The 13,610-nt window shown below is 63.9% G+C and carries 15 protein-coding genes, 1 tRNA gene and 1 pseudogene; 8 read left to right on the top strand and 9 right to left on the bottom strand.

Translation table 11 applies throughout. The annotated features are described in order from the left end of the window. Window positions 1–11: 11 nt before the first annotated feature. Together exbD and LB564_RS10315 are read left to right on the top strand one after the other, a co-directional pair. Window positions 12–479: a TonB system transport protein ExbD gene (gene exbD / locus LB564_RS10310; protein ID WP_224537295.1), complete on the top strand. Its 468-nt coding sequence runs from the start codon at window positions 12–14 to the stop codon at window positions 477–479. Further along, window positions 476–1,420 (top strand): energy transducer TonB, encoded by a 945-nt coding sequence (locus LB564_RS10315; RefSeq protein WP_224537297.1) that lies wholly within the window; start codon window positions 476–478, stop codon window positions 1,418–1,420. Before exbD ends, LB564_RS10315 begins: the two co-directional genes overlap by 4 nt. 1 nt (window position 1,421) lies before the next feature. On the opposite strand, the gene LB564_RS10320 is transcribed toward LB564_RS10315, so the two are convergent. From LB564_RS10320 to LB564_RS10345, 6 genes are all read right to left on the bottom strand, one after another. After that, window positions 1,422–1,733 carry a hypothetical protein gene (locus tag LB564_RS10320; RefSeq protein WP_224537299.1) on the bottom strand — a complete coding sequence of 104 codons (312 nt, stop codon included), beginning with the start codon at window positions 1,731–1,733 and terminating at the stop codon, window positions 1,422–1,424. A gap of 18 nt (window positions 1,734–1,751) precedes the next feature. Continuing rightward, the gene (locus LB564_RS10325) at window positions 1,752–1,931 is read right to left on the bottom strand and encodes a hypothetical protein (RefSeq protein WP_224537302.1); all 180 of its coding nucleotides are present in this window, start codon (window positions 1,929–1,931) and stop codon (window positions 1,752–1,754) included. Between the two features lie 79 nt (window positions 1,932–2,010). Further along, complete coding sequence (locus LB564_RS10330; protein ID WP_140702672.1) at window positions 2,011–2,262, bottom strand: hypothetical protein; 252 nt, start codon at window positions 2,260–2,262, stop codon at window positions 2,011–2,013. Between the two features lie 67 nt (window positions 2,263–2,329). After that, window positions 2,330–3,388 (bottom strand): SagB/ThcOx family dehydrogenase, encoded by a 1,059-nt coding sequence (locus LB564_RS10335; RefSeq protein WP_224537305.1) that lies wholly within the window; start codon window positions 3,386–3,388, stop codon window positions 2,330–2,332. 408 nt (window positions 3,389–3,796) lie between these two features. Further along, the gene (locus tag LB564_RS10340) at window positions 3,797–4,546 is read right to left on the bottom strand and encodes a helix-turn-helix domain-containing protein (protein ID WP_224537308.1); all 750 of its coding nucleotides are present in this window, start codon (window positions 4,544–4,546) and stop codon (window positions 3,797–3,799) included. A 307-nt stretch (window positions 4,547–4,853) separates the two neighbouring features. Next, window positions 4,854–4,929 (bottom strand) — tRNA-Ala (locus tag LB564_RS10345). Between the two features lie 148 nt (window positions 4,930–5,077). On the opposite strand from LB564_RS10345, the gene LB564_RS10350 reads away from it, so the two are divergent. Both LB564_RS10350 and LB564_RS10355 read left to right on the top strand, forming a co-directional pair. Then, complete coding sequence (locus LB564_RS10350) at window positions 5,078–5,371, top strand: YggT family protein (RefSeq protein WP_015315112.1); 294 nt, start codon at window positions 5,078–5,080, stop codon at window positions 5,369–5,371. A gap of 7 nt (window positions 5,372–5,378) precedes the next feature. Then, a complete protein-coding gene (locus LB564_RS10355; protein ID WP_224537310.1) occupies window positions 5,379–5,702 on the top strand; it encodes a DUF167 family protein in 324 nt (107 codons plus the stop codon). Window positions 5,703–5,810: 108 nt separating this feature from the next. On the opposite strand, the gene LB564_RS10360 is transcribed toward LB564_RS10355, so the two are convergent. Genes LB564_RS10360 through LB564_RS10370 form a run of 3 tightly spaced genes read right to left on the bottom strand, consistent with a single transcriptional unit; the run spans window position 5,811 to window position 8,552 of the window. Then, window positions 5,811–6,692 (bottom strand): MurR/RpiR family transcriptional regulator, encoded by an 882-nt coding sequence (locus LB564_RS10360; RefSeq protein ID WP_224537312.1) that lies wholly within the window; start codon window positions 6,690–6,692, stop codon window positions 5,811–5,813. Between the two features lie 16 nt (window positions 6,693–6,708). Next, window positions 6,709–7,779 carry an ABC transporter ATP-binding protein gene (locus LB564_RS10365; protein ID WP_224537315.1) on the bottom strand — a complete coding sequence of 357 codons (1,071 nt, stop codon included), beginning with the start codon at window positions 7,777–7,779 and terminating at the stop codon, window positions 6,709–6,711. Window positions 7,780–7,781: 2 nt separating this feature from the next. After that, window positions 7,782–8,552 carry an SDR family oxidoreductase gene (locus tag LB564_RS10370; RefSeq protein WP_224537317.1) on the bottom strand — a complete coding sequence of 257 codons (771 nt, stop codon included), beginning with the start codon at window positions 8,550–8,552 and terminating at the stop codon, window positions 7,782–7,784. A gap of 181 nt (window positions 8,553–8,733) precedes the next feature. On the opposite strand from LB564_RS10370, the gene LB564_RS10375 reads away from it, so the two are divergent. The 4 genes and pseudogenes from LB564_RS10375 (at window position 8,734) to LB564_RS10390 (ending at window position 13,600) form a co-directional block, all read left to right on the top strand. Further along, window positions 8,734–9,960, top strand: a complete 1,227-nt coding sequence (locus tag LB564_RS10375) for an ABC transporter substrate-binding protein (protein WP_224537318.1) — start codon at window positions 8,734–8,736, stop codon at window positions 9,958–9,960. Between the two features lie 401 nt (window positions 9,961–10,361). Further along, window positions 10,362–11,231 carry a carbohydrate ABC transporter permease gene (locus LB564_RS10380; protein ID WP_224537321.1) on the top strand — a complete coding sequence of 290 codons (870 nt, stop codon included), beginning with the start codon at window positions 10,362–10,364 and terminating at the stop codon, window positions 11,229–11,231. Continuing rightward, a pseudogene (locus LB564_RS10385) lies at window positions 11,228–12,053 on the top strand (carbohydrate ABC transporter permease). Before LB564_RS10380 ends, LB564_RS10385 begins: the two are co-directional and overlap by 4 nt. Window positions 12,054–12,124: 71 nt before the next feature. Further along, window positions 12,125–13,600, top strand: a complete 1,476-nt coding sequence (locus LB564_RS10390) for a M81 family metallopeptidase (protein ID WP_224537323.1) — start codon at window positions 12,125–12,127, stop codon at window positions 13,598–13,600. The last annotated feature ends 10 nt before the right edge of the window (window positions 13,601–13,610 follow it).

Genomic DNA, 13,610 nt, shown 5'->3' on the forward strand with positions numbered 1-13,610 from the left:
GGAGCAGGACGATGGGCAGCCGAATCCGCCAGATCATGGATGACGATCTCGAGGAGAGCCACGAGATCAACGTCACGCCGTTCATCGATGTCATCCTGGTGCTGTTGATAATCTTCATGGTCGCCGCGCCGCTGGCGACGGTGGATGTCAATGTCGATCTGCCCGGCTCGACCGCGACGCCGGCGCCGCGCCCCGAAACTCCACTGTTCCTGACGTTGAAGGATGATCTCACGCTGGCGATCGGCAATGATCCCGTGCCGCGCCCGGCCTTTGCCGCCACGCTCGACAGCCGCACCAAGGGCGACAAGCAGACGCGGATCTTCCTGCGCGCCGACAAGGCGGTCGCCTATGGCGACCTGATGGAAGCGATGAACCTGCTGCGCGCCGCCGGCTATCTGAAGGTCGCCCTGGTCGGACTGGAGGCCGCGCCCGCCGGTGATGCCGCCGCGCCGGCGCCCGGCGGAACGGCCGTCCCATGACACGACCGGCCGGCTCGCCCACGGCGGTGCTGTCGCGCTTCGGCTGGCGCGACCTTGGCCTATGGGCATGTGCGGCCGTGCTGATGCTCGGGGCGCATGTCGCGGTCGCTTATGCCGTGCAGAATTTCAGCCCGGTCGATCCGTCGGATGGCGGGCCGCCGCCGGCCCCGGTGATCGAGATGGCGCCGATGATGGTGACGCCGGCGGTGCCCGAACAGGCCGCGATGCTGGATGCGGTCGTTCCCGACCAAACCGAGCCGGTCGAGGAGACTGAGAAGATCGCCGAGGCCGAGCCCGACAAGGTGGTCGAGCAAGCGGAGCCTGTTGCCGAGCCGCAAGCGGTGCCGCCGGACGAGCCGGTGGAGATGACGAAGGCCGGACCGGTCGACCAACCGCCGCTGGAGGAGGTCGTCCCCGACATCGTCGAGACCGTCGCGCCGGAGGTTGTCGTTCCGCTGCCGCGGCCAAAGCCGGCCGAGACGCGCAAGGAAAAGAAACCGGCCGAAGCCAAGGTCAAGAAGCCCGCCGACAAGCTCAAACCAGGGCCGAAGAAGGAAAAGGCCGAACCACCGAAGACGGCAAGTGCCGCGAGCGCCGAGGCCAGGCCCGCCGCCAGGGCGGCGGTGCCGAGATCGGGGGCCGGGTTTTCGGGAGTCAGTCCGGCCAAATGGGAGTCGCGGCTGACAGCGTGGATCAATCGCCACAAGCGCTACCCGAGTGCCGCGAAATCGCGGCGCGCGCAGGGCAATGTGGACGTGACTTTCACCATGGACCCATCCGGCCGGGTGCTGTCGGCCCGGATCGTCCGTTCTTCCGGTGACGCCGAACTCGACCGCGCCGCGCTCGCGGTGCTGCAGGGTGCCACCGTGCCGGCGCCGCCGCCGGAACTCGGCTCGCGCGTCAGCCGCACGGCGCCGTTCGTATTCAGTTTGCGAGATTAACTCAGCTCATCGACTGGCACAGTGCCTCGACCTGCACCAGGTAGAAGCGGCATTTCGTCCGCAGGGTTCCGAGGTTGGGGTCGTCGGCGCCGTTGATCTCGATGCTCTGCATCATGAAGTCGAAATGGGCGTGAAAGGCATCCGCCGCGCCCCAGAGGCTGTCGGCCTGCCAGGTATCGGCCATCGCCATGGCAATCAGCTGCCGGGCCTCGACGCGCGCGGCCCGCGCCGAGGCCGGGCGGCCGGCGATCAAGCCGTTCAGCCGGGCAAAGACGCTTTCGCTGGCGTCGGCGCTCCTGATGGTGGCGATCATGTTCATTTGCTGGTCCCCTCAATTTTCTGCGTAAGGATGACCGCCTTGCGGGCTGCGGGCGATCAAGGCGGGCATCCCGGCCGCATCGGATGGCCGGCCCCTGATGATGCTGGCAATTTCGGCATCGGCCAGTTCGAACCAATAGATCATCTCGGCGCTGCCGAGGTCGGCGGCGGCCTCTCTCAGCAGCGGCAGCAAGCTTTGCAGCGCACAGAGCGTCTCCCACCGGTTCGGCCGCGTGTGGGCCGTCCCGCACCAGCCGGATATTTGCATCGCGCTACGCCGTCCTTGGCTGAGCGTGGTTGTCTTTCGCGTGCGCCTTGGGATGCATCGGGTTGCCGCTGAGCTGCGCGTGCCTCGCCGGTCGGGCGCCGCGCAGGACATCGAAGGCCTCGGCATAGGCCATGCCCAGGAGATAGGAGATCATGGGAAAACGGCTTGCTTCGGCCATCTGCACCAGCTCATTGGTCATCGACGCGATGTATTGAAGGCTATCGATCTCTGACTGCCGTAGGGTCTGATTTGGCATGTGCTGCTCCTGTCGTCGGATGAAACCTTGGGAACGCGTAACGGCTACTCTGGGCATGCTGAGACGGCTAATTGATCGACCTGCCCGCCGGATGCGGGTCGGTTTCCGGTGTTGAGAGGGTCAAGGCATAGATGGGCGCGTCGGTGAGGCGGTCGAGGCCCAGGAGGCGCTTGATCGCCGAATGGCTCAGCGCTGCCGTGGGGCAGGCCGACAGGCCATGCCTGGTTGCCGCCAGCATCATGTTCTGGCCGATATGGCCCGCCTCGATCAGCACGACGCGGTAGGCGTTGGCATCCTCATATTTCCACATAGTGCGGTCGAGCCGGGCGCAAAGCAGAATGAGGCACGGCATGGCGTCGGCCCATTCCTGTCCGCCGACCAGTTCCGAAATTTTCGGCACATGGTTGGCCGAGATCCTGCCGAGGTCATGACCGGCGGCGGAATAGTGATAGACGCCGGGTTCCAGATCTTCGACGCCGGTCGCGACCACATAGGCTTCGTAGGGGTTTCGCGCACCGCCCGAAGGGGTCATGCCGAGCGGCAGGGCGCCGACGCAGTTGCTGGTCTCGCCGGTGATGCCCATGCCCGCGAACAGGCAATCGGAAAGCTGCCGCGCGGTGATGGTGGGCGCGGCCGCGGTGCGGTTGGTGCGGCGCCGGGCCATCAGGCTCAGAAGGTCGTTGTCGGCCAGTGCGTCCGGCAGCCGGATGGCGCCCGGCGCGTTCTTGAGCAGGAGGTCCGGCTGGGCGACATGGCCGGCACGGTCGATCTGCCGCGCCTCGGCCTGTTCGATGGTCATGAACTCGCTGTCCTGGACGCAGAAATGCATCAGCGCGGTCGGCAGGCCCCATCCCCACTGCCCGGAGAACCGCGTTTCCTGTTCGGCCAGCGGCGAGCCGGCGGTGACGAGGGCGGAAAAATCGAGCAGTTGCGGAACGACGGCGTTCAGGTCCGCCTTCGACCAGCCGTGGGCGCGCGCGATCTGCGCCGTGGAAGCCCAATCATCCCAGGAAGCGAGAAGGCCGACCACTTCGGGGCTGCAGTCGAAGACGCTTCTGGTCAGGAAATTGCATGCCGTGACCTTGTTGGTCCCGGGGTAGAAAACGAGCGTTTTTGAAGAGCGCATTTTCATGATGCTGAATGCCGTTCGGGGATGCGGAGCGCCGACAGGCGAATGCCCGTCGGCGCCGACGACTTCAGCGCTTGTTGTAGTGCATGCCCTGCGAGAAGAAGACGGTCTGCGTGCCCGCGGCAACCGTCAGCTTCGGGGCATTGTTGACTTTCTTGGCCATTTTCGTCCCTTTCCCGACCCCCCAATGGGATCTTTTGAGAAATCCCAAACGGGATCCGCGAGAAGAAAGGTAAGGTCGGAAGAGTTAATGAGTTGTTAAAATTGTAGTAAATCAAATATGATCTAAAATATCTTTCTTTCGATCCAAAGTCTAAAAAATCGATTTTACTCAGATATGGAGTAGGCAATCGCTAACATACGCTTTTTCGGGATATCTTGTTCTTATTTAGCGTAACGGGGCGGCTAGGCCATCCCGTCCCGTGCCAGGCTGACGACGAGTTGGTCAATGCCGGGATCATCGAGCCTGACGACATGTGCCAAGCGGATCGCATGCCTGGGCCGCATGTTGGACATATCCTGCCGCATGATGACCGATACGAAGGCCGGCCCGGCTTCGGTCAGAAGCATCGCCTTGCCTGTCAGCACCGGTTCGGAGATCGGCGCCCATTGCACCGAGATCAGCGACGGCTCGCCGGTCTGGCGGCGGTTGACGCCGCTGAAATAGATCCAGTTGAGACGCGAGATCGCCACGCCATAGTGATTGCCGCGTGCCCGCGCCCATGTCGAGCCGCGACGCTCCGACCATCCCGTGACCCTGCGGAATGTGACCAGTTCGGCTTCGCGCCGGACAAAGGTGATCGCCCGCACCAGCAGGTCGGATCGGCCGGGGATCGAAAAATAGGTGAAATAGGTGCCGCCCGCGATCGACGGGGCGGGCGGGCGGATCATCTGGGCAAACAGGCTTTCGGAAATCGGCGGCAGGCCGGTAGCCGTGGGCTCGGGCGTACCGGGGTCCCGGTACAGTTCGGCTTCGTCGACGCGGAAATAATCACAGATCAGCTTGGCGGTGGCCTTGTTGGGAACGGTCTGTCCCTGCAGGTAGCGCTCGAACTGCGTGCGGTTGATACCCAGCTCGCGGCATACCGCGCTGACGGAAGCATGGTCCTTGCAGAGCCGTCTGAGATTTGCAGCGAGATTCTCCCGAATGGACACGGCTTTGCTTTCGCAGGCGAACTCTTCATTTCGACTCGAAACCCTATAGCGCCTTCGGTCGCCCCCGCCGAAACGCCTTGTCACAACACACAGAAAAAACTGATTTGAGAACGCCAGTCTAATGGCGTGATTTCCAAAAAAAATAGCGCCGACTCGACGACGGTCCCGCCATAAGTCCAATTGACAGCCATTTCGCCTGGGAAACGCGAAATCGCATCTGGCCATTTTTGGGAGCATTGATGCCGCGCGCCTCATCGGATGAGGCTTGGACCCTACCGCATGGGAAGCGGACTATCGATTATTCCGCTGGTGGAGCTGAGGAGGATCGAACTCCTGACCTCGTCATTGCGAACGACGCGCTCTCCCAGCTGAGCTACAGCCCCGTCCAGCGGATGGCGCATTTATCGGGCGGCACGGTTTCCTGTCAAGGCGGCGTTTTGCCGAAAAACCCGACCGCCGGCCGTGTGCGGAAGCCTGCTCTTGCCGGCTCGGCGTGCAATGGCTACATGTCGGCAACAATTGGAGACCGGCATGCTCGCCCTCATTCAAACCATCGTCATGGCGCTCGACCTCTATTGGTGGGTCATCATCGCCTCGGCGATCTTTTCCTGGCTCTATGCCTTCAACGTCGTCAACTCGCGCAACCAGTTCGTCGGCAGCATCGGCAACATGCTCTACCGGCTGACCGAGCCGGCGCTGCGGCCGATCCGCCGCTTCATGCCCGACCTTGGCGGCATCGACATCTCGCCGATCATCCTGCTTTTGATCCTGTTCTTCCTCAGGCAGTTCATCCTCACCACGGTGGCGCCGCTGCTGCTGGCCTGACGATCGGATGAGCGCGCCGTTGCGCATTCGCGAGAACGGCGTCGATCTGTTCGTCCGGCTGACGCCGAAGTCTTCCGTGGACCGGCTGGAAGGTGTCGAAACATCGGCGGACGGACGAAGCCACCTGAAGGCGCGGGTCCGCGCCGTGCCGGAAAACGGCGCCGCCAATCAAGCGCTGGAGAAGCTGGTCGCCAAGGGTCTGGGCGTGCCGGCATCGGCCGTTTCGGTCACTGCCGGCGGTACCGCCCGGCTCAAGACGCTGCGCATTTCAGGCGAACCGTCGGCGCTGGCAAGAAGCGTCGAAGCGCTCTGCGACAGCCGAAGCACGTAGCTGACAATCCGTTGAGAGTACTTCGATCGATTGTCGTAGGTCGGCGCCGCCCCTCATTGCCCTGCCGGGCATTTCTCCCCGTATAGCGACGGGAGAAAGACGCCGTAATCAATCCCCTAACGGCAGGCGGGGATCGTCGACCTTGAGCGTGTTGACGCTCTGCTTGATGCGGCGCAAATTCTCCAGCACCTTGGGGCCGCGCGTCTCGGCGACCGACGTCACGATCATGTCGACGATCGCCAGCAGCGCGTAGCGCGACGATGTCGGCTTGTAGATGTTGCCGTCCTCGAGCGGCTGGAGATGGATGACCGTGTCGGCGGCCTTGGCCAGCGCGGAATCGGGCGCGGTGACGGCGACCGTGGCGGCGCCATATTGCTGGGCGACCTGCACCGCCTCGATGACCGAGCGCGCATAGCCCGAGACCGAGAAGGCGACCACGGTGGTGTCCGGCGTGGCAACGGCGGCGTACATGCGCTGCAACTGGCCATCGATCTGCGCCAGAACCGGCAGGCCGAGCCTGAACAGGCGGTTCTGCATCTCGGTCGCCATCATCGAGGAAATGCCGCCCGAACCAATGCACAGCACATTGCCTGACCCCGCAAGGCGCGCGGCGACGTCGACCAGCGTCGTCATGTCGAGGTTTTCGCTAACGCGCTGGATGGAGGCGATCGCGGCCTCGGTGATGGCCGACGCAATGCGCTGTTCGCGGGCGTCGCGGCTCAGCGGTTCCGGCGACAGATACTGGCCGCCGATGGCAATGGCCTGTGCCAGGTAGAACTTGAAGTCGCGCAGGCCCTCGCAGCCGAGGTTGCGGCAGAAACGGGTGACCGTCGGCTCACTGACGCCGACGCGCGCTGCAATTTCCGAGATTGCCGCCTTGGAGGCGAAGTCGAGATCGGACAGAACGAGACTTGCCAGCCGGCGATCCGACTTGGTGCCGTCCTGCGACATCAGTTGCAGCCGCGTGATGATGTCGGCCGGCGTCTTCATGTCCGAGTTTCCATCGTCATCCCAGCGGCAGGCCCGTTGCCTTGTCGAACAGATGGATGTTGCCGGGGGCGACCGAGACCGGCAGCAGGTCCCCCGGCCGGACCGGCACCCGGTCGCGGAAAACGGCGCGTACCGTGTCGGCGCCAATGGCGCCGTAGACATGGGTCTCGGAACCGGTCGGCTCGACGACATCGACCTTGAGCGCCATGGCATCAGTGGCCTCGCCGACGATGAAATGCTCGGGCCGGATGCCGGCCTCCACGGCACTGCCCGCCGGCAGCGGTTTGCCGGCAAGTGCCAACCGTCCGCCGCCGGCCGACTCGAACCAGGTTCTCTCGGGCGTCGTCTTGAGCGCGCCGGAGACAAAACTCATCGACGGCGAGCCGAGGAAGCCGGCGACGAACTTGTTGGCCGGCCGGTCATAGAGCTCCAGTGGCGCCCCGACCTGCTGGATCCTGCCGCGATCCATCACGACGATGCGGTCGGCCATGGTCATGGCCTCGATCTGATCGTGGGTGACGTAGACGATGGTCGATTTCAGCCGCTGATGCAGCGCCTTGATCTCGGTGCGCATCTGCACGCGCAATTGCGCGTCGAGATTGCTGAGCGGCTCATCGAACAGGAAGACGGAGGGTTCGCGCACGATGGCGCGGCCCATGGCGACGCGCTGGCGCTGGCCGCCCGAGAGCTGGCGGGGGTAGCGGTCGAGGTAGGAAAACAGGTTGAGGACGCCGGACGCCTTCTTAACCTTCTGGTCGATGGCGGTGCGGCTCTCTCCCCGGATCTTGGGGCCGAAGCCGATATTTTCGGCGGCGCTCAGATGCGGGAACAGGGCATAGGACTGGAACACCATGGCGATGTTGCGCTGCTGCGGTGGCAGGTCGTTGGCGCGCACGCCGCCGATCAGCAGATCGCCGGAACTGATGGTCTCCAGGCCCGCCAGCATGCGCAGCAAGGTCGACTTGCCGCAGCCGGACGGGCCGACCAGCACGACGAACTCGCCGCTCTTGATGTCGAGGCTGATCTCCTCGAGGATCCTGTGCTGGCCGAAGGATTTCGACAGGTTGCGGAACTCGACGTCGGTCATGGTCACGCTCCCAATATGTCGTCGATGAACGGCAGGCAGCCGGCGGTCAATCCCGCATCCACGGGCATAACCACGCCTGTTACGCCCGAGGCCCGGTCGGAGGCAAGGAAGGCGACCGCTTCCGCCACTTCCGAGGCGCTGACGATGCGGCCGAGCGGGTAGAGCCGCTGCAGCTTGCCGATGACGTCGGGGTTCTTGGCGAGGCGATGGTCCCAGGCGGCGGTGCGGATCGATCCGGGGCAGACGACATTGGCGCGCACGCCGCTGCGGCCGAGCTCGACAGCGATCGATTTGGCATAGGCGTTGATGCCGGCCTTGGCGGCGGCATAGGCGGGGTTGCCGAAATGCGCGATGGCGTTGACGGACGAAATGAAGACGACGCTGCCCGAACCGCGCGCGGCCATCGCCTTGGCAATGGGGTCGGCGAAAATCATCACACCGGTCAGGTTGAGGTCGAGTTCGTGCTCGATCCTGTCCGCCGTCAGCGCGTCAAGCGTCTCGGCGCGCGTCCAGCCGGCATTGTTGATCAGAATGTCGGGGACGCCGTCCTTTTCGAGCACTGCGGCGACCGCGGCTTCGACCGAAGCCCGGTCGAGAAGATCGAAGACATGGCGCGAGGCAAGGTGCGGGCTCGCCAGCGCCGCTTCGGACTGGTCGCAGCCGACGACCCGCGCACCCCTGCCGGCCAGCAGTGCGACGATCGCCGAGCCAAGGCCGCCGCCGGCGCCGGTGACAAGAACGGTCCGGCCTTCGAATTCGGCTCTCGAAACCACGGCGCGTACTCCTCCCGCAGGTCAGGCAGATGCCGGCAGGCTAAAGAATGGAATGTAATTAAGCAACATAATAATCCGCTTGCATGCGGCAAATTCATGGATAATGTAGGAAAGTCACATAAATCTTATGTCAGCACCGGCACAAGGAGCGCAAAAGCGCGGACCAAATGGGAGAGATCGGATGAACCTTGCGAAATGGACTGCCGGCCTGATGGCCGGAATGGGCATGTTGGCCTTTGCCGCGCAGGCGCAGGCCGGCGAAGTGCGGGTTACCGTCGCCGAATACAGCGCCAAGACCGGCCCGTATTTCGAACAGGTCAAGAAGGAGTTCGAGGCCAAGAATCCCGGCATCACCGTCAAGTTCGAGGTGGTGCCGTGGGATGTGCTGTTGCAGAAGCTGACCACCGACATCACCGCCGGCACCAATGCGGATCTCTCCATCATCGGCACACGCTGGCTGATCGACTTCGTCCAGCAGGATGTCGCCGAGCCGCTCGACGGCTACATCACGCCCGACTTCAAGGGCCGCTTCATAGACACCTTCCTGTCGCCCTCGATCATGGGCGGCAAGACCTATGGTCTGCCGATCGCCGCTTCGGCGCGCGCCATGTATTACAACAAGGAGCTGTTCGAGAAGGCCGGCATCGCCAAGCCGCCGGCAACCTGGACCGAGCTGCAGGAGGATGCACGCAAGATCAAGGCGCAGGGTGCCTTCGGCTTCGGCCTGCAGGGCAAGGAGATCGAGACCGACGTCTATTATTACTACGCGATGTGGTCGCAGGGCACAGAAATCCTCAACAAGGACGGTACGTCGGGCCTCGGCACGCCGGGCGCGCTCGAAGCGGCCAAGCTCTACAAATCGATGATCGACGAGGGGCTAACGGAGCCCGGCGTCACCTCCAACAACCGCGAGGACGTGCAGAACCTGTTCAAGCAGGGCAAGGTCGGCATGATGATCACCGCGCCCTTCCTGTCCAACCAGATCAAGGATGAGGCGCCGAGCCTCAAATACGGCGTCGCCGCCATTCCGGCCGGTCCGACGGGTGCGCGCGGCACCTATGGCGTCACCGATTCCATGATCATGTTCAAGAACTCCAAGAACAAGGACGAGGCCTGGAAGCTGATGGACTTCCTGTTCACCACGGAGCAGCGCGCCAAGTTCACGCAGGGCGAAGGCTTCCTGCCGGTGAACAAGGAAGAGGCCAAGATGGACTACTACGTCAACAACGCCGATCTGGCCGCCTTTACCGCGCTGTTGCCCGATGCCCGCTTCGCGCCCGTCATTCCGGGCTGGGAAGAGGTCGCCCAGATCACGTCCGACGCCATGCAGAAGATCTATCTCGGCGGCGACCCCGAGGCCGGCTTGAAGGACGCGGCGGCCAAGGCGAATGCGGTGCTGAAGAAATAGGGCGGCGCTGAAGAAATAGGGCGTATCTCCCTGCGCCCGTGGCGCGCCCCCGACTCAGGCGGGGCGCGCCACACTTCTAAAAACAGGTATTCGGGTGCTCTCCACGTAAATACGAAGACTGACAGGTAATCACTCCGGACGAAGCAAAAATCGCAGTGTCGGCGCTGCCCCTCATTGCCCTGCCGGGCGTTTCTCCCCGTATAGGGACGGGGAGAAAGGGCTGGCCGCGACCTAGGCACCTTTCCTGCGACGTCGGTGATTGGCGAAACCGGCGAAGGGAGCGCCCCTCTCCCCGTCACTATACGGGAGAGGATGCGGGCAGGCAGGTGAGGGGCAGCACAGACCGTGCGTAAGGAATTCAAGGCCACCCAAGCCAAAGCAAAGCGGTACAACCCAAGCCGATGCAAAATCGCTTCCTGCCCTATCTCCTGACCTTGCCCAGCCTGTTCCTGGCGGCGGTGGTCATCTTCTGGCCGGTCTGGGACCTGATCCAGATTTCGACGCACGACGTCAGCCGTTTCGGCCAGTTGCGCGACTTCAGCGGCCTGACCAATTTCGCCGCGCTCACCGCCGATCCCGACTTTGTCGCGGCCCTCTGGCGCACCGGCCTGTGGACGGTACTGGTGGTCGGCGGCGCGCTGCTGCTCTCGATCCCGGTGGCGATGATCCTCAACACCGATTTCTATGGTCGTGGCCTTGCCCGCGTCATCATCATGCTGCCCTGGGCGGTGTCGCTGACCATGACGGCCGTTGTCTGGCGCTGGGCGCTGAGCGGTGAAAGCGGCATGCTGAATTCGGCGTTGATCGGGCTCGGCCTGATCGACCACAACATCCAGTGGCTGGCGCAGGCTGAAACCGCCTTTCCGATGCAGGTGCTGATCGGCATATTGGTGACGGTGCCGTTCACCACGACGATCTTCCTCGGCGGCCTGTCGTCCATCCCAGACGATCTCTACGAGGCGGCCGCATTGGAGGGGGCAACGCCGCTGCAGCAGTTCCGCGAAATCACCTTTCCGCTGCTGAAACCCTTCATCAACATCGCCATCGTGCTCAACACCATCTACGTCTTCAATTCCTTCCCGATCATCTGGGTGATGACGCAGGGCGGGCCCGCCAATTCGACCGACATCCTGGTCACCCACCTCTACAAGCTGGCCTTCCGCATCGGCAAACTCGGCGAGGCCTCCGCGGTGTCGCTGGTGATGTTCGCCATTTTGCTGGTCTTCACCCTGATCTATGTCCGGCTTGCCATGCGGGAGCAGCGCGCATGAGAAGCAAATTGAAGCGTACCATCGTCGCCTGGTTGCTGCTGTCGCCCTTGATCGTGGTGACGCTCTTCCCCTTCGCGGTGATGTTCCTGACGGCGGTCAAGCCGAGGACCGAAGTGCTGACGCCCAGCTGGTGGCCGAGCGAGTTCCGCTGGTCGAATTTCTCCGACATGTGGGTGGCGACCGGCTTCGGCCAGGCGCTGGCCAATTCGCTCTACGTCTCGGTGATCGCCACCGTTGGCGCCATCCTCATCTCCGTGCCGGCCGCCTACGCCATGTCGCGCTTTCGCTTTTGCCGGCTATGGCGCCTTCCGCCAGTTCCTGTTGATCTCGCAGATGATCTCGCCGATCGTGCTGGTGCTCGGCCTGTTCCGGCTGATGGCCGCCTGGGGGCTGGTCGAATCGACCACCGCGCTTGGCTTCATCTACATGGCCTTCAACGTCGCCTTCACGGTCTGGATGCTGCAGAGCTATTTCGACACCATTCCGCGCGACCTCGAGGAGGCCGCCTGGATGGAGGGCGCCGGGCGCTGGCTGACCTTGCGAAAAGTGTTCCTGCCGCTTTGCCTGCCGGCGATCGCGGTGACTGCGATCTTCACCTTCATCAATGCCTGGAACGAATTCGTCGTGGCGCTGACCATGCTGCGCAGCCAGGAAAGCTATACGCTGCCGATCCAGGTGTTCTCTCTGGTCGCTGGCCGCTACACGATCGAATGGCATCACGTCATGGCGGCGACGCTGCTGGCGACCTTGCCGGTGGCGATCCTGTTCATCTGGCTGCAGCGCTATCTCGTGCGCGGGCTGGCGCTCGGGGCGGTCAAATAGCAATTCCAGCAAGAAGGGCGCAGCGGTTTCCGCCCGGACTTGCGAAAAAACAAGAAGTCCACGGAGCTTTCATGCGCATCTTCACCGCCTCGCTGGCGACGGAAACCAACACCTTCTCGCCGGTGCCGACAGACCGGGCCTCGTTCGAGATGGCGTTCTATGCCGGGCCGGGCAAGCATCCGGAAACGCCGACGCTGTGCTCCTCGCCGATCGTGGCGCTGCGCCGCCGCGCGGCCGCGGAAGGTCTCACCGTGATCGAAGGCACCGCGACCTGGGCCGAGCCCGGCGGCCTGGTGCAGCGCCAGACCTATGAGGCGCTGCGCGACGAGATCCTCGATCAACTGAAGGCCGCCTTGCCGGTCGATGCCGTCATGCTGGGCCTGCATGGCGCCATGGTGGCGCAAGGCTATGACGATTGCGAGGGCGATCTGCTGGAGCGCGTGCGCGGCATCGTCGGGCCTGGCGTGACGATCGCCTGCGAGTTCGATCCGCACAGCCATCTTACGCCGAGGCGCGTGGGGGCGTGCAATGTCATGGCCTATTTCCTCGAATTCCCGCACACCGATTTCTACGAGCGTGGCGAGCATGTCGTCGAGCTTGGGCTGGCGGCGGCGCGTGGCGAGATCAAGCCTGTCATCTCGACCTTCGATTGCCGCATGATCCAGGTGCTGCCGACCAGCCGCGAGCCGATGCGCTCCTTCGTCGACCGCATCAAGGCGCTGCACGGCAAGGACGGCGTGCTGTCTGTCTCGGTCATCCACGGCTTCATGGCCGCCGACGTGCCCGAGATGGGCACGCGCATCCTTGTCGTCACCGACAATGACAAGGCCAGGGGCGATGCGCTGGCCGAGCGGCTGGGGCGCGAGCTCTACGCCATGCGCGAAACGACGGCCATGGCCATGCTCTCCGCCGCCGCCGGCATCGAACGGGCGCTCGCGGTGCGCGCGCAACGCAGCGACAAGCCGGTCGTCATCGCCGATATCTGGGACAATCCCGGTGGCGGCGTGCCGGGCGACGGCACCATCGTGCTGCGCGAACTCCTGACGCGCGGCATCGCAAACGTCGGCGTGGCGACGATCTGGGATCCGATCGCGGTGATGTTCTGCCAGGCGGCGGGCGAGGGCGCGGTCATCGACCTGCGCTTCGGCGGCAAGGCCGGGCCGCAGGCCGGCGAGCCGATCGACGCGCGCGTCACCGTGCTGAAGGCTGTCGGGCAGGGCTGGCAGAGTTTCGGGCCGAGTCGCGTGACATTGGGACCGTCGGCGGTGGTGCGGATCGAAGGCACCGAGGTCGATGTGATCCTGAACACCAATCGCACGCAGACCTTCGAGCCGGATGTCTTTTCCAACATCGGCATCGAACCGCTGTCGAAAGACATTCTGCTGATCAAGTCGACCAACCACTTTTATGCCGGCTTCGAGCCGATCGCCGCCGAGATCATCTATGTCGCGGCGCCGAGTTCGTATCCCAGCAACCCGGCGGCGACGAATTACAAGAAGCTGACGCGGCCGGTGTGGCCACGGGTGAAGGATCCTTGGGGGATGTAGGGTTCTCCCA

It is taken from the genome of Mesorhizobium sp. ES1-6, from assembly GCF_020164775.1.
Classification (GTDB): Bacteria; Pseudomonadota; Alphaproteobacteria; order Rhizobiales; family Rhizobiaceae; genus Mesorhizobium.